The sequence below is a fragment of the Paenarthrobacter sp. GQ52 genome (assembly GCF_059759005.1).
In genome coordinates this window covers 47,322-65,542 of the sequence record NZ_JCAXEJ010000004.1, presented here as the reverse complement: position 1 = coordinate 65,542, position 18,221 = coordinate 47,322, and the positions used below count along the sequence as shown (strand labels likewise).

Here is an 18,221-nt window from a genome sequence, read left to right as displayed (position 1 = left end):
GGACAAACATGCAGTACACGCATCTGGGCCGTTCGGGCCTGAAAGTTTCACGTCTTTGCCTGGGCACCATGAACTTCGGTCCGCAGACGGATGAAGCGACAGCCCACTCGATCATGGACTCCGCACTGGATTCCGGCATCAACTTCTTCGACACCGCCAACGTGTACGGAGGAACCGGGCACCGCGGCTGGACCGAGGAAATCATCGGCCGATGGTTCGCGAAGGGCGGCGAGCGCCGCGAGCGCACCGTCCTGGCCACCAAGTTGTATGGCACCATGACGGACCGCCCCAACGAGTCCAAGCTGTCGGCGCTCAATATCCGCCGCGCACTCGATGCGAGCCTGAAGCGGCTGCAGACGGATTACATCGACATTTACCAGTTCCACCACATCGATCGGGATACGCCGTGGGACGAGATCTGGCAGGCTATCGAGGTAGCTGTCCAGCAGGGCAAGATCCTGTACTCGGGCAGCAGCAACTTTGCTGGTTGGCACATCGCCCAAGCCCAGGAAGCCGCCCGGAGGAGGAACTACACGGGACTGGTCAGCGAGCAGTCCATCTACAACCTGTTCAGGCGCGAAGTTGAGCTTGAAGTCATTCCGGCTGCACAGCAATACGGTCTGGGCCTGATCCCCTGGTCCCCGCTGCAGGGTGGGCTCCTTGGTGGTGTGCTGAAGAAGGAAGAGCAGGGTGTTCGCCGTGCCGAGGGCCGGGCGCTTGAGACCCTCAAGAAGCATGAGGAACAGATCCGCCAGTACGAGGATTTTGCGGATGAGTTGGGCCACGCCCCCGGAGATGTAGCGCTGGCGTGGCTGCTTCACCAGCCTGCGGTGACAGCCCCGATCGTGGGGCCCCGAACCCAGGAACAGCTCGATGCCGCTATCCGCGCCCTGGACGTCACCCTGAACGAGGACGCCCTCAAGCGCCTCGACGACATCTTCCCGGGTCACCGCACTGCCCCCGAGGACTACGCCTGGTGAGCAGTTCCCTCCCCGACGCCCTCGGACCGGCGGCGGACACCGTCTCGCCTCGGAACTTCCTGTTCATCGGCGGGACCGGGGTTATCAGTGCGGCGGCGGCTGAACGCGCCGTCGCATTGGGCCACCGGCTGACCATCCTCAACAGGGGAAGGTCGGCCGGCAGGCCGGTGCCGGAAGGCGCGGAAGTACTCCATGCGGACGTCCGGGACGCCGCCGCCGTGCGCGAGGTACTTCAAGGAAGAGAGTTCGACGCCGTCGCGGACTTCATCTCGTACACACCGGATCAGGCGCGGGCCGGGTTGGAAATGTTCCGTGGGCGGACCGGACAGTACGTTTTCATCAGTTCCGCTTCGGCTTACCAGAAGCCACCCACGACGCTGCCGATTCTGGAATCGACGCCGCTGAAGAACCCGTTCTGGCAGTACTCGCGGGACAAGATCGCTTGCGAGGAGCTGCTATTCGAGGCCTACCGTGAGCAGGATTTCCCGCTGACCGTAGTGCGGCCATCCCACACTTACGACCGGACCAAGATCGCCATGGTGGGCGGTTGGACCGACATCCACCGGATGCGGGCCGGAATGCCGATCATGGTGCACGGCGATGGAACGTCTCTCTGGACACTGACCCACAGCCGGGACTTCGCCAAGGCGTTCGTCGGTCTTCTGGGCAGGCCGCAAGCCGTGGGTGAGAGCTACACGATTACCTCGGACGAGTTCCTGCCGTGGAACCAGATCTACCGCTTGTTTGCGCGTGCGGCCGGGGTGGAGGAACCGGAACTGTTCCATGTTTCTTCGGACACCATCGCAGCCCACAGCTCCGAGCTCGGCCCCAATCTGTTGGGCGACCGCTCGCACTCCGTGGTGTTCGACAACTCTAAAATCAAGGCGCTCGTCCCTGATTACAGGGCCACGATTCCGTTCGCGGACGGCGCCAGGGAGATCGTCGCGTGGCACGACGCCCACCCTGAGCTGCAGATAGTGAGCGAGGATTTTATGGAGTTGAGTGATCGGTTCCATGAATGGTCGCGGCGGTAGCTGTTGCCAAGCAGCAAGCGGCAAGCGTAGAACAGCAACAGACCCAAAGGAGATCACGCGCATGACAATTGCCCCGCTCATTGAACTCAACGACGGCCACAAGATCCCGCAACTGGGGCTCGGCACGTGGCCGTTGAATGATGTCCAGGTTGCCGATGCCGTGGTGGAGGCGGTATCTCACGGCTACCGGCACGTGGACACCGCGAAGAAGTATGGCAACGAGAAGGGCGTGGGCAACGGCATCCGGGCCTGCGGGGTGAATCGCGAAGAACTCTTCATCACCACCAAATTGGACGGGGAATTCCAAGGTTCCGGCAAAGCCGTGGCAGGGCTGGACGGCTCGTTGGAGCGCTTGGGGCTGGAGTATGTCGATCTCCTTTTGATCCACTGGCCGCTCCCCCGCCGCGGTGAGTTCGTGTCCACGTGGAAGACCTTCGAGGAACTGCAGGCCTCCGGCAAAGCACGGTCCATTGGTGTTTCCAACTTCAAGCCCTCCCACCTGGACCAGCTGTTCAGGGAGACTAATATTGTTCCTGCGGTCAACCAGATCCAGGTCAGCCCCTCCATCCCGCGGCCCGCCGCCCGGGCTTTCAACGAAGCGAATGGCATCATCACCGAGTCGTACAGCCCGCTGGGTGCCAGCACCGACCTCTTGAACGCGCCAGTGTTGGCCGGCATCGGCAATAAGTACGGCAAGACGCCGGGCCAGGTGGTCCTCCGCTGGCACATCCAGCAGGGCTTGGTGGCCATACCCAAAACCGCAAATCCGCAGCGCATGAAAGAGAACCTGGACATTTTCGACTTCGAACTGGACCACGACGACCTCATCAAGCTGCAAACCCTCGACGCCGGACCGGACGCCGGTGTGGACTCAGACGTACAGGGGCACTGATCACCATGGCTACTCAAAAGACGCTCATCTGGGTTGGTTCGTACACAGCCGACAGGAATGGCAACGGCGAGGGCATCGTCGCACTTTCGGCCGATGATGACGGTCAGCTGACGTCCCTTGGTTTGGCGACTGCCGCCAACTCACCATCGTTCCTTGCACTGCACCCTTCACTCCCGGTGGTCTACGCCGTAGCCGAGGAAGGCAAGACCGTACGCGCGTATCGCCGGACGGGGGATGCTGGGCTGGAGGCTTTTGGCGATCCCTGGCCCGCAGGCGAAGCGACCTGCCACGTAGCCGCCGATCCGCAGGGACGCTTTATTGTGGCCACCTGTTGGGGTGACGGCCAAGTGATCTTGTACGAACTGGACGACGACGGCGCCATCACCTCGCGCACGAGTGCGGCAGCCGCCGTCGATCCCCACACTTCAACGTCTCCGGACGAGCCGCGCCCGAGTCGGGCGCATTCAAGCCTGATGCTCCCGGACGGCCGTGTCATGACCACAGACTTGGGGCATGATCTGGTCAGGGTGTGGCAGTACTCGCCGGGCGAGGGCCTGCAGTTGGATCACCAGGTAATCCTGCCGGCGGGCTCCGGGCCCCGGCATATGGCCCGCCATCACAGCGGAACAGTCTTTGTGGACACCGAATATTCCGTGGAAGTAGCCGCCCTACGGATGGAACCGGACGGCACATACGAGCTGACCACCATGGTTCCGGCGAGTGCAGCAGGGGCAAAAGAGGGCGACGCCGGCGCGGAGATTGCGCTCTCGCCCGATGGCCGCTTCGCATACGTGGGCGTGCGGGGATCCAACCGCATTTGTGTTTTGAAGGTGTCCCACGGCGGGGCTGAGCTGGAGCCCCTCGCGGAGGTGCCGTGCGGCGGCGAGTGGCCGCGCCACCACCTGGTCCGCGAAGGCTGGCTGTACGTAGCCAACGAAGGCTCGGACGACGTCGTGAGCTTCAAACTGAACCGTGAAACCGGGCTGCCGGACGGCGTTGTGAGTCGGGTGGAGACGGGCTCTCCGAGCGTGCTGATTCCCGCCGTTTAACTACCGCCGAGATGGCATTTAATACGTATGATCCGCTCAGACATTGGTATTAAATGCCACCTCGGCGAGTCTATTTAGACGGTCCAGACCTCGACGTCGTCCGTTCCGCAGATGAGCCTGCGACCGGTCGGTTCAAGGATGACCCAGAGCAATTCCTGGTGCTTCGAAACATCATCCACGCGGCCGGTCCCGGCACCCCACGCCACGTCGTAGATCCACACGGGATCGCCGGAGCTGAGTTCAGTCCACTCTGCCGCCGGTACGTGGCGGTAATCGGCGGGCCTGTTCAGGATGGTGCTGGTCATGCCGACACTTCAGCGGCAGTGCGGCGGCGCCACACAGTGGGTACGCCATTGTGCGCCGGCAGGATGTGGCCTTCCGCGAAAACCTGAACGGCATCGGGATCGGATTCCGGGCTCCACAGGCCTGACGCCGGGCAGTGGGATCCGGTAGGCATGACGCGGGTGGCTCGTTCGCGCAGGAGGGCGATGCTCTTCATCGTTGAAACTCATCCTTGGAGGTAGATCGGGGGCGTTTTGTGAAGCAGATCTCTTCAACCCTATGCAAGTCACGCGGTCTTGGTTATGGGCAAGTGCATAGCGTTTCCTGTCAGAGCCATGCAGAGGCACAGTGAAAATTCCGCGCAATTTCAGCTAGAAACTGTGCAAGCGCTTCCAACAAACGGAACCCGAAGCAGTCCGTCGCAATCCGAAATGCCTGCTATCTATGGCATGAGATCACGGAAGCGCTTACAGTTGTGACGTGCCACACAGCATCCTTGTCCCACAGCACCGTCGCTTAGCGGAAGGTTCCATCACTTGTTATCTCGCAGCAATAGACACCACCTCTGCCCCCAGCGCCCACCACTCGGCCGAATCGCAGCAATTGTGCTGACGACGGCGGCACTCACCGCCTCGGCCGTCCTCCCCGCAGGTGCCGCACCAGCCAGCACACCCGATCCGGCCGCCCAGCACTCAATCCGAGGCGGTGTCAGCGACCAGAACTTCTACTTCGTCATGGCCGACCGCTTCAACAACGGCACCAAGACCAACGACGACGGCGGGCTGGGTACCGATCCGATGGTGTCCGGCTTTGACCCCACCCGCAAAGGCTTCTTCAACGGCGGCGACTTGAAGGGCCTCCAGGACCAGCTGGACTACATTCAAGGGCTGGGCACCAATTCCCTGTGGCTCACACCGAGCTTCAAGAACAAGGCGGTCCAGGGTGACGGCACCCTGGCGAACAGTTCGGCCGGCTACCACGGATACTGGGTCACGGACTTCACCCAGATCGACCCCCACTTGGGCACCAACGCCGAGTTGAAGACCCTCATCGATGCCGCACACGCCCGTGGCATGAAGGTGTACTTCGACATCATCACCAACCACACCGCGGACGTGATCCAGTATGAGGAGACCGCCTCGGCTCCCTACATTTCCAAGGAAGCGGAACCCTATCTGACCGCTGCCGGGGAGGTCTTCGATGACCGCGACTATGCCGGGACGCAGGACTTCCCCACGCTGGATCCGGCGACGTCCTTCCCGTACACGCCAGTGGTCCCCGAGGCAGAGAAGGACGTCAAGGTTCCGTCCTGGCTGAACGACCCCACGCTCTATCACAACCGCGGCAACACGAACTTTGCCGGTGAGGACTCCCTCTACGGCGACTTCTTTGGGCTGGACGACCTGTTCACCGAGAACCCGAAAGTGGTGAACGGGATGATGGACGTCTATAAAACGTGGATCCGCGACTTCGGGATCGACGGCTTCCGCATCGACACCATGAAGCACGTCAACGACGAATTCTGGCAGCAGTTCGGACCCCAGGTTCTCAGCTATGCCAAGGAACAAGGCAAGGACGAGTTCTTCATGTTCGGCGAGGTCTTCGACACTTCCAAGAGCATCACGTCCAAGTTCACCACCAAGAACCAGATGCAGGCGGTGCTGGACTTCGGCTTCCAAGGAGCGGCCCGGAGCTTCGCGTCCCAGAGCAGCAAGGCAACCGGCCTGGCGGACTTCTTCAATGGGGATGACTGGTACACGGATGCCGACTCCAACGTCTACCAACTGCCTACTTTCCTGGGCAACCATGACATGGGCCGCATCGGCACCTTCATTGCCCAGGACAACGTGGGAGCAACCGAGGGCGAACTGGTGGAACGCGACGAGCTCGCCCATGAGTTGATGTACTTCTCGCGCGGCAACCCCGTGATCTATTACGGCGACGAGCAGGGCTTCACCGGTGCCGGCGGGGACCAGGATTCACGGCAGACGATGTTCGCGAGCAAGGTCCAGGAATACCTGGATGACGATCTCTTGGGCACCAGCTCCACCCACGCCACGGACAACTTCGACACCCAACACCCGCTGTATAAAAAGATCAGCGAACTCGCGGCCCTCACGGCTGAGCATCCAACGCTCCGTAGCGGTGCCCAGCAGAACCGCTACGCAGCGGATGGTGCAGGGATCTACGCCTTCTCCCGCATCGACGCCAAGGACCAGCGCGAGTACATCGTTGCCGTAAACAACAGCGAGACCGCCCAGACCGCGGCGATCCCCACGTACGAAGCCAAGCAGCCGTTCAAGCTGATCTACGGTGACGCCGCCAAGCACGCCAGGACCGACTCCCAGGCAAACCTGGCCGTCACCGTCCCGCCGCTTTCGGCTGTGGTTTACGAAGCAGCGGGGCGACTTGCCAAATCCAAGGCAGCACCCGGCGTCGTGCTTAAGAAGCCGGTCACCGCAGCTGGTGACGCCAGCCGCCTGAAGGTGACGGCCGACGTCGACGGTAACTCGTTCTACGAGGTCACCTTCCAGGCGCGTACGGCCGGCGGCGAGTGGGCTCCGATCGGCACCGACGACAACGCGCCCTACCAGGTGTTCCACGACGTATCGTCCGTGGAGGCGGGGTCCTCAGTGGAGTATCGCGCAGTGGTGTTGGACAACCGCGGGCAGACGTCGACGAGCGAGCCGAAGAGCGGCGTCGTGGGAGAACCAACCCAACCCGAAACTGTCACCGTCGCTGGCAGCCTCAACACCGAACTGGGTTGCACCGAGGACTGGCAGCCGGGCTGCGAGCAAGCGCTCATGAGCTACGAGCCGACGCATCGGTTGTGGCAACTGAACGTCCCCAACCTGCCGGCGGGCAGCTACGAGTTCAAGGCTGCGCTTAACGGAACCTGGGACGAAAACTACGGTGCGGGTGGCGAGTTGGACGGACCCAACGTGGTGTTCCAGCACGCTGGCGGCGCTGTCACGTTCCTGTACGACCACGCCACCAACGTGATCAGCGCAGCGGTTCCGGGCCAGCAGCCAGCGGCGGTCTCCGTGCCGGGAAGCCTGAACTCCGAGATCGGCTGCGCGGGTGATTGGATGCCGGACTGCGCCCAGGCCCAGCTGGCATTGGATGCCGCTGATGGACTCTGGAAGCTCACTGTGCCCGATCTCGCCGCAGGAAGTTACGAGTTCAAGGCCGCCATCAACGGCTCATGGGCCGAGAACTACGGCCTGGCCGGAGCCCCGAACGGCAGCAACATCGCGTTGAAGCACGACGGCGGACCGGTCACCTTCCGGTACGACCCCGCCAGCCATCTGGTCACCGTCCGCTAACCCAAGTAGGTAGCAGTTGAGGCCGTTTTGAGCTGTCAGAACGGCCTCAACTGCTACCCAGATGGGCTTATTTGTAGCTCACGCTCATGAGCATGGACTTGAGCTGGCCATACTGGGCGCTGCCCATCCACGCCTTGGCAGCTTCCGGCGTAGCGAAGGCTGGCTGCTCGTTGACGTCGAAGATGACACGTGCGGACATGTACCCGTTGGGCATCAGGATCTGGTTGGATCCTGACCCTGTCTCACCGGGCTGGAGTTCGGAAGCAATCCGCAGGTCCATGAAGTAGCTCGGCGGATCAAGCACCGGGGCACTATCCGCGGGTGCTCCGTAAGGAACATACCTGGCCTGATTGGCCGCGAAGCCGAACTCCACGGGATTGCCGGATGTGTCCGTGAGACTTGGCACCACTGCGCGGTCATACACCGTCCTGGTAACAGGGCCACCGGTTCCGTCGCCGTAGAAGCCGCTGTTCATAAAGGCAACCTCGGCACCGGTGCTGTCCAAGATGGTGGCACCCGCGGAAGGCCCTTGCTCCGGGCGGACGGTCCAGCCCACCGGGTAGGTGAAGGAGATGTGTCCGTCGGGGAAGGTGTAGGTCTGGGAAGTAGCAGCGGGAACGGGCGGCTTCGTCGGAGCAGTTGTTGGCGCGACCGCCGGAACCGTAGGAGCAACAGGCGGGGTGATGATCGGCGCGGCCACTGTGGGCGTTGCCGACGGCGCAGTTGAGGGCGTGGGAGTGGGCGTTGGGGTTACCGAAACGCTGGGTGTCGGTGTCGCTTCTGTGGAGGTAACCGTGACGGCAGGCGCTGGCGCGGTGTTAATCGAGCCAAAGTTGGCGGCCACAAGCACTCCCGCTGTAACGGCAGCAGCGCCGAGCAACAGTCCCCCGGCAATCTGGGCTTTGCGTCGCCTGCGCTGTTCCAGGGACGTCACTGAAGCGAACGGGCAGCTGTCGCTGAACACCGTGGTGCCCGACAGAATTTTGTGGAGCGCTTCTTCGCCGTTGGGTTCCGCCACTGGATCGATAGTGAGCGGGTCAATTGCTGATATCTGGTTCTTGATCGGATCCATTGTCTTCAGACCCCCATCTTCTGTGTAGTCGATTCGGCCCCTGCAGGCAGTTGTTTTCTGAAGGCTGTCCGTGCCCGGTGAAGGCGGACTTTAGCCGCCGATTCGCTGCACTGCAGCACTTTCGCTATATCGGCGCTCCCCAAACCGTCCCAGTACGCCATCTGCAAAATGTCGCGGTCCTTCTCGCGCAGGCGTTCCATCGCGTCCTGGACAGCAACGTTCTCAGAGTCGTCACCAAACCGTTGGACCGCCGTCGTCCGCAGCTTTTCCTGTAGCGCCAGGCGCCTGTCACGGCTCCTGTACGCATTTCCCACCAGGTTCCGTGCAACCGTCAAGAGGTACGGGAGGTCCGGGCGGGAATCGTCGGTCCATTTTTGCCATACGACCCGGAACACGTCGGCCGCGATCTCTTCAGCTACTTCCGCGGATTCAACCCGTCGGCAGACGAACTTGAAAACGGATGGGTAGCTGTCTTTGTGAATGGCGATGAACGCCAATTCGCGCTCTGAAAGCACGATTGTTCCCCCTGATAATTAGAGCCCTGAACTGCAGGATACTTGTATAGTTTCCGGCTGGGCGGCCAGGGTTACACGGGGTGGCAAGGTTTGCCGCGCCGCACGATAGATTCGATGCACAGTCCCCGAACGAAGGCGTAAACAACCATGGTGGAAACAGGACCCGCTGCAGACTGGGCCCGCAAGCAGGTAACCCACAACCGTGTGCCGGTAGCGGTTCTGGGCGTCGCTTCGAGCCACGGCATTGAGGACATTGTGGCCTTCGGGTCCGACGGCGGCAGGCATGCCACAGCCGACGACCACTTCGCGCTGTTCTCGGTCACCAAGCCGATCAGTGCACTCACGGTCATGCGACAGGTTGAGTTGGGGAAACTTGCGCTTGCAGCTTCGCTCGGTGACGCGCTGCCGGGCTTTGGCGTCGGCCGCACGGACACCGTGACCCTTGAGCAGCTGCTCAGCCACCGTTCCGGAATTTCCGACCCAGCGCTCGACGACGGCACTCCCCTCCGCGAGGCGCTCACCTCAGCGGGGCAAGCCTTTTACTCCGGCTCTCTGGTCCAGTACTGCAACCTCGCTTTCGAGGGCGCAGCGGCAATGGCCGAATGGGCCGACGGACGCCCGTTCGAGGATCAGCTCCTGGCCTTGGCAACTGACACCGGGGCACACGGCCTTACGTTTAACACGGAGTCCAACCCGCACACCGTCCACGGCACCGACACTGCGGGCCTTGATGTCCAGGCAATGTACAAGAACAGGCATCCCGGAGCCGGCCTGTTCGGTACGGCCACGGATCTCCTCAATCTTGGTACTGAGCTCCTTCGGAATTCCGGAAAAGCTGTTCGGCCCGCAACGCTGGCTGCCATGCGGAGGCCCCGAACCAGGGAGGTTTCCCACATCACCACCCGGCCGCAGCCGCTCCGCCACACAGGACTGGGATTCCAGATGCCCGCCAATGAGTCCGAGCTTTTCGCGCAGGGGATTTATGGGCACCCGGGCTGGTCCGGAACGGAGTGGTGGATGTTCCCGGAGCAGGATCGCTGCGTTGTGTTCCTGACCAACGTGCTGGACACCCCGGACCGCGGTGTGGACACGAACGAGCTCTTCAACGCGGTGGCAGCTTCCTAACCCAAGTGAGTCGCAGTACAGCGCGTTTTGAGGGCTCTAAACGCGCTGTACTGCGACTCAGTTGGGCGTCGCTGGCCGTGTTACGCGCCCACGCACCGCGGACACCGCCCAAACGATCACGAATAGCCCCACCAGGATCAAGCCGGCGTCGCCAAGGTCAATGCTGCCAAGCCACGTGGTGAGGGGGTCCTCCAACTCAAAGGCAGCGTTGACGAATCCCCCCAGGGTGATCACTGCGATGAACAGCGCCGAGACTGCTGAGATGCCGGTAATCACGGCGTTGAATCCGAGCTTCCGTCTCGGGTTGTGGATGGCCGATTTATACATCTTCATCATGGCCACGCCGTTGACGGAATCGCACAGGGTCATGGCGGCGGTAAAGGCGAGCGGAAGGGCCATCAAGGCAAGCGGCGAGACCCCGGCGAGTGACGCCGTCGTGGTGATGACCAGCAGCCCGATCGTGGTGGCAGTGTCGAACCCGAGCCCGAACAGGAAACCGATCACGTAGATGTTCCGTGGTCGCTCCACCTTGGACAGCGGTTTGGCGAGCAACCGGGCTACGAAGCCTTTCGCTTCAAGGTCTTCGGGACGGGCCTCGCTTCCGCGCCGCACCTGACGGTAGACGCTCGTGGCGCGAACGAACGCCGAGCCGTTGAACAAGCCCATAGCCAGCAGGAACAGCCCGGAAACACCACTGCCGATCAGGCCCAACGCCTTGTTTCCAGTGGTCCCGTCCTCCATGAACTGCCCGATCAGCGTCGCACCCGCAACCACCAGCAGCCCGGCCAGGATCACCACGGAGCTGTGGCCCAAGCTGAACGCGAAACCCACACTCACAGGGTCCTTGTGTTGTGCCACGAATTTTCGCGTGGAATTGTCGATTGCAGCGATGTGGTCCCAGTCGTAACTGTGCTTGATTCCGGCCACGTAGGCGGTGATCAGCAGCCCCAGCGCCAACGGCTGCGCGCCGCCCGCTGAACCAACAAGTAACAGCACGACGGCGGCAAGGTGCAAAGCGACGACGGCGCCGAACGTGAACAACAGCCGGGTACGCAAGGACAGCGTCTCCCGCTCCCGGTACATGGTGGCGAACTCGGTCAGCGCAGTCATCAATACTTCCTCAGGTTCAAAGGCGCCTGCCCGAACCAACGTTCCCGCAGGACGCCGGCGCAAGCACCCAGCAAATTGTTGAGTTCCTCAGTGCTGTTGGACAACGATCGCAGCACAATCCCGGCAGTCCCGGCAATAGTCGCGGTCAAAGACACCCCGGTATGAGCGTCAAATCCACGGACCATTTGGTCCAACTCATCAGCAAGCCTCTGGTCCACCCTCGGATCCACCACTACCAATGACCCCAAATGGCTGAAGCCCTCCATGAACCCCATCCCGGTCACATCGTTGCAGGGTGGCCGGATCAGAAGGTTGTCCAGCGCCAACAACTTGTACCCACAACCGGTCTCCACACGGATCTCGTTGCGCAGCCGCACCTCTTCGTACCTGAACGCCCCGCCGTCCGGGGACCATCCCGGTGTGATGACCTCGGCCATGACCAGGCTCGACGTCGGATGGAGACTGATGTGTGAATTCTGCCGATAGCTCGCTTCCCGATACGCAATCAACTGGTCGGGCATCAGCTCCAACCGCGAGCCCTCCCCCAGCCGCACAGTCATCCGCTGCTCAGCGAACGACCCCGGAGTCCGATACACCTTGGTGGCCGACTGAGTGGTCAGCAACAGATCTGCCCGAGCCTCGACCTCCACGTCAACAACAAACAGATCCGACCCAAGATAGGCCCCGCCCGGATTGACCATGACATAACAAACCTGCCCGGACTCATCCAAATAGTGCGGCCGCAACACCCTCAACGCGCCCTCATGAAACTGCCGCGAAGCAACGGACCGCCCGCCCCGCACACTAATGCCCAACTCCAACCGCCCCCGCACCCCCTGCCCGCCCACAGCCAACATGGAGCCGGGCTCCACGTTCCCCAAAACGTCCCGGCCGAAACCTACCTGCGTCCTCGTGTTCATGCGCGCATCTCGCGTGGTGACGAAACCACCGAGGCGGCGGAGCCGGATTTTTGGGCCGCGGCGTGGCGGGCATCGCGAAGCGGGCACGGCCCAAAATCCGGCGCAGCCGCCGCCCCAAGCACCGTCACGAAGTTAGATCCAGCATCAGGACATCGCGGCGGATCCAGTTGAGGACGGCGTCCAACCCTTCGTCGGTTTTGAGGTTCGTGAAGCAGAACGGCTTGTTGCCGCGGAACTCCTTGGAGTCCCTCTCCATGACCGCGAGGTCCGCTCCAACATGGGGTGCCAGGTCTGTTTTGTTGATGATGAACAGGTCGGATTTGATCATGCCTTGGCCGGCTTTGCGGGGGATTTTTTCGCCTTGGGCGACGTCGATGATGTAGATGGAGAAGTCGACGAGTTCGGGGCTGAAGGTGGCGGAGAGGTTGTCGCCGCCGGATTCGACGAAGATGACTTGGAGGTCGGGGTGCCTGGCTTTGAGTTCTTCGATGGCCGCGGTGTTCATTGAGGTGTCTTCGCGGATGGCGGTGTGGGGGCAGCCGCCGGTTTCGACGCCGATGATGCGGTCTTCGGGGAGGATGCCGTTGGCGGCGAGGATTTTGGCGTCTTCGATGGTGTAGATGTCGTTGGTGATGGCGGCCATGGAGATGTCGCCGCTCATGTGCCGGGTGATGCGTTCCACGAGCTGGGTTTTGCCTGCTCCGACGGGTCCGCCAACGCCGATTTTGATGGGTTCAGTCATGTTTTCTGTCCTTTACACTGGCTAGCTCATGAACATGCGCGCGCGTTGTCGTTCGTGCCGCATTTGTGAAATTTCAAGGCCGGGGCTGACGGCCCCGAAGTCGTCCCAGCACAGCTGTGCTACATCATCGACGGCGGTAGCGACGACGTCGTGTGCTTGGCGAAGTACGCGCTGTCCGGCGTTCTGCCCAAGCGGTATGGCCCGCACGGCGTTTTGGGTCAGCGAAGTAACGGTGGCAAACAAATAGGCAGAGAGCGCCGCTTCAAAAGGAACCCCCAAGGACCGCGCAATCACCCCAAATGCCAAGGGCTGATGCCCCGAAGCCAACCCCTCCCGAACAAGCCCCCGATACGCCTCCAACTCCGCCGAAGGAAACACCTCCCCGCCGATCTCCAACAACCGCCCACCCATCTTCAAAGAGGCCTCCCGGACCTCCCGAGCCAACAACTGCGCAGACAACACCCCATCGAGCAAGCCCACATCCACCCCCTCAAACAAGAACCGCAAAGCCAACCCATCGGAATAAGTCAGCTGCTGCCCCACAAAAACACCCAACCATTTCCCAAAAGTGACCTCATCCCCCACCAGCCCCCGATGTATGTAGCTCTCAAACCCCAAAGAATGAGCAAACGCCCCCGTAGGCAACGCAGAGTCGGTCAGTTGCTGCAGCGCCAGCTGATATCCAGCGCTCAAAGCGCACCGCGCTGGAACTGGTCGCGACAAGCAGAGGCGGGTGATAGGGGCCGCGGTGTGGAGGGCATCGCGAAGCGGGCACGGCCCCTATCACCCGCCGGAGGCTTGCCAACCCCGAAAGCCAGCACCGGGATTCGCCTAGTGCGAATGCTCGGCATGGCGGAAGGCAACCGGCATGACCCGTTCTTGCCTGTCGTAGGGGACGCCGACGCTCTTCAGATAATCTTCGACTGTGTGGTCATACTGACAAACCATGACCTCCGCGCCGTACTCGGATGAAGCGTCGAAGAACTGTGCCTGCAAGTGCCGATTGCCGAGTGAATGTGCCACGACCCCCATTTCGTGGATGCTGCGCGGCGCGATCACTAGGACGTCGGTGGGCAGCACGGACACGACGATGATGTTGTGGTCGTCGACGGCGAGGATGTCGCCGTCGCGGAGGTCGCCGGTTCCGGTGGGGAGGCGGATGCCGAGTTCTTTGCCGTGGTCGGTGGTGACGCGTTGGATGCGTTTGACCAGCAGGGCGCTGGGCAGGACCACTTTTTCTTTGTGTCGGCCTGCATAGTGGTTGGGCTGTTCGTGGAGGTTGCCCAGGATTTTTTCGATGATCACGGGGGCTCCTAGAAGAGGAAGTAGCGCTGGGCCATGGGCAGCACGTCGGAGGGCTGGGAGGTGACTTCGACGCCGTCGACGCTCACTTTGTAGGTTTCGGGGTCGACGGCGATGTCCGGGGTTTCGCCGTTGTATTTGAGGTCCGCTTTGGTGAGGTTGCGGATGCCGGTGACGGGTTTGATGATGCGTTCGAGGCCGAGCTGGGCGGGCACTCCGGCGTCGATGGCGGCTTGGGACAGGAACGTGATGGACGTCTTCTGGAGGGCCTTGCCGTACGTGGCGAACATGGGCCGCATGGTCCGTGGTTGGGGGGTGGGGATGGAGGCGTTGGCGTCGCCCATGAGTGCGTAGGCGATTTGCCCGCCTTTGATGACGAGTTCGGGTTTCACGCCGAAGAACGCGGGGTCCCAGAGGACGAGGTCCGCGAATTTGCCTTCCTCCACGGAGCCGATGACGTCGGCCATGCCTTGGGCTATGGCCGCGTTGATCGTGTATTTGGCCACGTAGCGCTTGAGCCGGAAGTTGTCGGATTCGGCGGAACCGTGTGCCGCCCCGGATGGGTCCTTCAGGACCCCGCGCTGTCGTTTCATGGCGTCGGCTACCTGCCAAGTGCGGGTCACCACTTCGCCTACGCGTCCCATGGCTTGGGAGTCCGAGGACGTGATGGCGAAGATACCGAGGTCGTGCAGGACGTCTTCCGCGGCGATGGTTTCGGCGCGGATTCGTGAGTCGGCGAAGGCCACGTCCTCAGGGATGTCCGGGTTGAGGTGGTGGCAGACCATGAGCATGTCCAGGTGCTCTTCGATGGTGTTTTTGGTGTACGGCAGCGTGGGGTTGGTGGAGGCGGGGAGCACGTTGAGCAGGCCGGCGATCTTGATAATGTCGGGGGCGTGGCCACCGCCTGCGCCTTCGGTGTGGAAGGTGTGGATCACTCGCCCGTCGATCGCCCGGATGGTGTCTTCCACGAAGCCGCACTCGTTGAGGGTGTCTGTGTGGATGGCAACCTGGACGTCGTATTCATCAGCTACGCGCAGGGACATGTCGATGGATGAGGTGGTGGACCCCCAGTCCTCATGGACTTTGAGCCCGACGGCACCGGCGCGGATCTGCTCTGCTAGGGGCTCGACGGCGGACGCGTGACCTTTCCCGAACAGGCCGATATTAACGGGGAGCCCTTCGGCGGCCTGCAGCATTCGGGAGATGTGCCAGGCGCCGGGTGTGATGGTGGTGGCTTTGGTGCCTTCGGCCGGGCCGGTTCCGCCGCCCACCATGGTGGTGATGCCGTTGCAAAGTGCCGCGGGGACCTGCTCCGGGGAGATGAAATGGATGTGGGTGTCGATGCCGCCGGCGGTGAGGATTTTCCGCTCGCCGGCGATGATCTCTGTGCTGGCGCCGATCACGATGTCCACGCCGTCGGTGATCTGCGGGTTGCCTGCCTTGCCGATTTTGAAGATGTGCCCGTCTCTTAGGGCAACGTCGGCTTTGTAAATGCCGCTGTAATCGAGCACGATCACGTTGGTGATCACCGTGTCCGGAATGTCCTCTTCGCGGATGAGCTGGCCGTTCTGGCCCATGCCGTCGCGGATGACCTTGCCGCCACCGAAGACCACTTCTTCGCCGTAGACGGTGTGGTCCTTCTCGATTTCGAGGAACAGTTCGGTGTCGGCCAAACGGATGGCGTCACCTGTCGTCGGACCGTACAGCTCGGCATACTGTTTGCGGGGAATCTCGAAGCTCACTTGGTGTCTCCTTCTGGAGCAGTCCCGCTCAGCGAAGCAGTCCCGCTCGGGCGCGTGCCGCCGTCGAGCTTTCCGTTGATTGCGTTGCTGAGCCCGTGCACTTCGCGCGTCCCGGCGAGTTCAATCAGTTGGACCGTCTTCCTGTCCCCCGGCTCGAACCTTGCGGCCGTACCTGCTGGGATGTCCAAGCGGCGGCCGTAGGCGGCCACGCGGTCGAACTCCAGGGCGCTGTTAGCCTCGGCAAAGTGGTAATGCGAACCGACCTGCACGGGCCGGTCGCCGCGGTTCACAACCTCGACGGCGATCGCCGTACGGTCGCCATTACACGCAATGGAACCGGGTTGGAGCCTGTATTCACCGGGGATCATGGGGGGGGGCTCCTAACGGATGGGGTTGTGGACGGTGACGAGCTTGGTGCCGTCGGGGAAGGTGGCTTCGATCTGAACGTCGTGGATCATTTCCGGCACGCCTTCCATAACGTCTTCGCGGCGGAGCACGGTGGTTCCATAGCTCATGAGTTGGGCAACTGTTCGGCCGTCCCGGGCCCCTTCGATGAGTTCGTAGCTGATGATCGCCACGGCTTCCGGGTAGTTCAGTTTGAGCCCTCGCCCTTGGCGGCGCCGCGCAAGGTCGGCGGCCACCACGATCATGAGTTTCTCCTGCTCACGGGGCAAAAGATGCATGGTTACTCCTTGGACGCCGGGCACCTGGACAGATTGTGACCAGCGTAGGGAGCAGAAGTTTCGGCTACGTTTCCGAATCGTCTCAGTCGAGGGTCGGTTTCTCAGGAATTGACCTCAACTTAAGTTGAGGTCCTAGCATCAATCAGGTGTGTGCCTGCACGAGGCGCCCTCCCAAACACAGTTCCAGTCCCACGAAGGTGTATGAATGACCCACCCCAAGCCCCTGCCATCCGAACCAGTCGGCGAGCTTTTCAGGGCCGCGTTTCGCGCTCATCCGGCAGGAGTCTCGATTGTCACGGCAGCGGGACCGGAGGGAGCAGTGGGGCTGACGGCATCCTCAGTGGCATCCGTGGCAGTGGATCCACCAACGCTGGCATTCTCTGTAACCGGCGGCCGCTCGGCTTCTCACATCGCAGCCGCACAGACAATCGTGGTCCATCTGGTCGGCGCCGATCAGGTGGAGCTCGTCCGGACCTTTGCAGACCCAGCAGCCCCGCGCTTCACGGACGCCATGGACTGGGAGGTACTGCCCACGGGAGAGCCCCTGCTCAAGGAGGCCATTTGGGCATTGCGGTGCGAAATCATCCACCGCGCACCGATGGGCGGCTCGGTGCTGCTGGCCGCGAGGGTTTTGGACATCCGGTCCAACCCGTCAGCTTCAGCTCCGCTGGTTTACCACAACAGGGAGTTCCACACCCTGTTCCAGAGTGTGTCAGCCGTGGCTTAACTGCAGGTACTGGTCCATCAGGTCCACAAAGACCTGCCGGTTGGTTTCGAAGGCCACTTCGGCATGGTGAAGAATTTCCTGCTTCTCGGTGTCCGAGAAATCGGCCTCGTCCAGGTGACTGCGGTATGAGTCCTTGTACGGCTTGATCTTCCCAATGCTGTCAAAAGCGTAAAAGCTGAGCCCTTCAGGATTAAGGCCGTAATGCCGCTGAACAAGAGCGGAAATGATCTGCCCACCCGAAAGATCACCCAGATAGCGGACGTAGTGGTGTGCCAAAAGATACGTGGCCGAGCCCGGACCGAGTGCACCGAGTTCGTCGGCGTACGTCTGGGCGCCGGGCGTCACATGCAGTTGGCCAGCGCCGAGCTTCCGCTCCCAGTCATCTCCGAAGTGCACCGCCAAGTCCTTTTGCAGAGCCGGGACCCGCATGAGCGCCGGGTCAGCGAAGGGTGCGAGTCGAGGGTCCGGGTTGACTTCCAACGCCGATTCCAAAGCCCGATAGATGACGTAGTTCTGCAGCAGCATGGCTGCTACCTGGCTAGCCTCCATCCGGCCGGCCAGCAATTCAGTGACGAATCCAGCCTGCTCGGCATGCTCGTGCGCGGAGGCTGTATGGCTTTTGAGCTCCTCGGAAAAGGCGGTCATAGTTGACTCCAGTCATCAAGCTAACGGACCAGAAGGCTGTTTGATGACACTCTGTCACAGGACCCGCGAGGGGTA

Annotated in this window: 20 protein-coding genes; 7 read left to right on the top strand and 13 right to left on the bottom strand. The window is 61.9% G+C overall.

Annotated features, from left to right (window positions below; genetic code table 11):
* The first annotated feature begins 8 nt into the window (after nt 1–8).
* The 4 genes from AC6CH8_RS07370 to AC6CH8_RS07355 all read left to right on the top strand — a co-directional run bounded on the left by AC6CH8_RS07370 (nt 9) and on the right by AC6CH8_RS07355 (nt 3,955).
* Nucleotides 9–980 carry an aldo/keto reductase gene (locus tag AC6CH8_RS07370; RefSeq protein WP_091464631.1) on the top strand — a complete coding sequence of 324 codons (972 nt, stop codon included), beginning with the start codon at nt 9–11 and terminating at the stop codon, nt 978–980.
* A complete protein-coding gene (locus tag AC6CH8_RS07365) occupies nt 977–2,014 on the top strand; it encodes an NAD-dependent epimerase/dehydratase family protein (protein WP_498189664.1) in 1,038 nt (345 codons plus the stop codon). Before AC6CH8_RS07370 ends, AC6CH8_RS07365 begins: the two co-directional genes overlap by 4 nt.
* A 61-nt stretch (nt 2,015–2,075) precedes the next feature.
* A complete protein-coding gene (locus AC6CH8_RS07360; RefSeq protein WP_498189662.1) occupies nt 2,076–2,906 on the top strand; it encodes an aldo/keto reductase in 831 nt (276 codons plus the stop codon).
* 5 nt (nt 2,907–2,911) lie between these two features.
* Entirely contained in the window at nt 2,912–3,955 is a 1,044-nt protein-coding gene (locus tag AC6CH8_RS07355) for a lactonase family protein (protein WP_498189660.1), read from the top strand.
* A gap of 74 nt (nt 3,956–4,029) precedes the next feature.
* Here the strand turns inward: AC6CH8_RS07355 and AC6CH8_RS07350 are convergent, their stop codons facing one another.
* Nucleotides 4,030–4,260, bottom strand: coding sequence for a hypothetical protein (locus AC6CH8_RS07350; protein WP_054808809.1), 231 nt, complete (start codon nt 4,258–4,260; stop codon nt 4,030–4,032).
* Nucleotides 4,257–4,454, bottom strand: a complete 198-nt coding sequence (locus AC6CH8_RS07345) for a hypothetical protein (RefSeq protein ID WP_054808810.1) — start codon at nt 4,452–4,454, stop codon at nt 4,257–4,259. Before AC6CH8_RS07345 ends, AC6CH8_RS07350 begins: the two co-directional genes overlap by 4 nt.
* Before the next feature lie 319 nt (nt 4,455–4,773).
* On the opposite strand from AC6CH8_RS07345, the gene AC6CH8_RS07340 reads away from it, so the two are divergent.
* Nucleotides 4,774–7,563 carry an alpha-amylase family glycosyl hydrolase gene (locus tag AC6CH8_RS07340; RefSeq protein ID WP_498189657.1) on the top strand — a complete coding sequence of 930 codons (2,790 nt, stop codon included), beginning with the start codon at nt 4,774–4,776 and terminating at the stop codon, nt 7,561–7,563.
* Between the two features lie 67 nt (nt 7,564–7,630).
* Here the strand turns inward: AC6CH8_RS07340 and AC6CH8_RS07335 are convergent, their stop codons facing one another.
* Both AC6CH8_RS07335 and AC6CH8_RS07330 read right to left on the bottom strand, forming a co-directional pair.
* Nucleotides 7,631–8,635 (bottom strand): hypothetical protein, encoded by a 1,005-nt coding sequence (locus tag AC6CH8_RS07335; RefSeq protein ID WP_498189655.1) that lies wholly within the window; start codon nt 8,633–8,635, stop codon nt 7,631–7,633.
* Between the two features lie 5 nt (nt 8,636–8,640).
* The gene (locus tag AC6CH8_RS07330) at nt 8,641–9,150 is read right to left on the bottom strand and encodes an RNA polymerase sigma factor (protein ID WP_420179727.1); all 510 of its coding nucleotides are present in this window, start codon (nt 9,148–9,150) and stop codon (nt 8,641–8,643) included.
* A 147-nt stretch (nt 9,151–9,297) separates the two neighbouring features.
* Here AC6CH8_RS07330 and AC6CH8_RS07325 point away from each other — a divergent pair, with 147 nt between their 5' ends.
* Complete coding sequence (locus tag AC6CH8_RS07325) at nt 9,298–10,275, top strand: serine hydrolase domain-containing protein (protein ID WP_498189653.1); 978 nt, start codon at nt 9,298–9,300, stop codon at nt 10,273–10,275.
* 57 nt (nt 10,276–10,332) lie between these two features.
* Here the strand turns inward: AC6CH8_RS07325 and AC6CH8_RS07320 are convergent, their stop codons facing one another.
* The 8 genes from AC6CH8_RS07320 to AC6CH8_RS07285 form a co-directional block, all read right to left on the bottom strand.
* Nucleotides 10,333–11,385: a HoxN/HupN/NixA family nickel/cobalt transporter gene (locus tag AC6CH8_RS07320; protein ID WP_498189651.1), complete on the bottom strand. Its 1,053-nt coding sequence runs from the start codon at nt 11,383–11,385 to the stop codon at nt 10,333–10,335.
* Nucleotides 11,385–12,305 carry an urease accessory protein UreD gene (locus AC6CH8_RS07315; RefSeq protein WP_498189650.1) on the bottom strand — a complete coding sequence of 307 codons (921 nt, stop codon included), beginning with the start codon at nt 12,303–12,305 and terminating at the stop codon, nt 11,385–11,387. Before AC6CH8_RS07315 ends, AC6CH8_RS07320 begins: the two co-directional genes overlap by 1 nt.
* A 124-nt stretch (nt 12,306–12,429) precedes the next feature.
* Nucleotides 12,430–13,047 carry an urease accessory protein UreG gene (gene ureG / locus AC6CH8_RS07310; RefSeq protein ID WP_474660154.1) on the bottom strand — a complete coding sequence of 206 codons (618 nt, stop codon included), beginning with the start codon at nt 13,045–13,047 and terminating at the stop codon, nt 12,430–12,432.
* 21 nt (nt 13,048–13,068) lie between these two features.
* A complete protein-coding gene (locus AC6CH8_RS07305; protein ID WP_091464616.1) occupies nt 13,069–13,740 on the bottom strand; it encodes an urease accessory protein UreF in 672 nt (223 codons plus the stop codon).
* A 138-nt stretch (nt 13,741–13,878) separates the two neighbouring features.
* Nucleotides 13,879–14,352 (bottom strand): urease accessory protein UreE, encoded by a 474-nt coding sequence (gene ureE, locus AC6CH8_RS07300; RefSeq protein ID WP_091464614.1) that lies wholly within the window; start codon nt 14,350–14,352, stop codon nt 13,879–13,881.
* Nucleotides 14,353–14,360: 8 nt separating this feature from the next.
* A complete protein-coding gene (gene ureC / locus AC6CH8_RS07295; RefSeq protein WP_498189647.1) occupies nt 14,361–16,091 on the bottom strand; it encodes an urease subunit alpha in 1,731 nt (576 codons plus the stop codon).
* Complete coding sequence (locus AC6CH8_RS07290; protein WP_420179719.1) at nt 16,088–16,459, bottom strand: urease subunit beta; 372 nt, start codon at nt 16,457–16,459, stop codon at nt 16,088–16,090. Before AC6CH8_RS07290 ends, ureC begins: the two co-directional genes overlap by 4 nt.
* Nucleotides 16,460–16,471: 12 nt before the next feature.
* The gene (locus AC6CH8_RS07285) at nt 16,472–16,774 is read right to left on the bottom strand and encodes an urease subunit gamma (RefSeq protein WP_091464608.1); all 303 of its coding nucleotides are present in this window, start codon (nt 16,772–16,774) and stop codon (nt 16,472–16,474) included.
* Between the two features lie 205 nt (nt 16,775–16,979).
* Between AC6CH8_RS07285 and AC6CH8_RS07280 the strand changes: the two genes are divergently transcribed.
* Nucleotides 16,980–17,501: a flavin reductase family protein gene (locus AC6CH8_RS07280; protein WP_498189645.1), complete on the top strand. Its 522-nt coding sequence runs from the start codon at nt 16,980–16,982 to the stop codon at nt 17,499–17,501.
* Here the strand turns inward: AC6CH8_RS07280 and AC6CH8_RS07275 are convergent.
* Nucleotides 17,487–18,146 (bottom strand): biliverdin-producing heme oxygenase, encoded by a 660-nt coding sequence (locus AC6CH8_RS07275; protein ID WP_498189643.1) that lies wholly within the window; start codon nt 18,144–18,146, stop codon nt 17,487–17,489. The two genes, AC6CH8_RS07280 and AC6CH8_RS07275, sit on opposite strands and share 15 nt — an antisense overlap.
* Between the last annotated feature and the right edge of the window lie 75 nt (nt 18,147–18,221).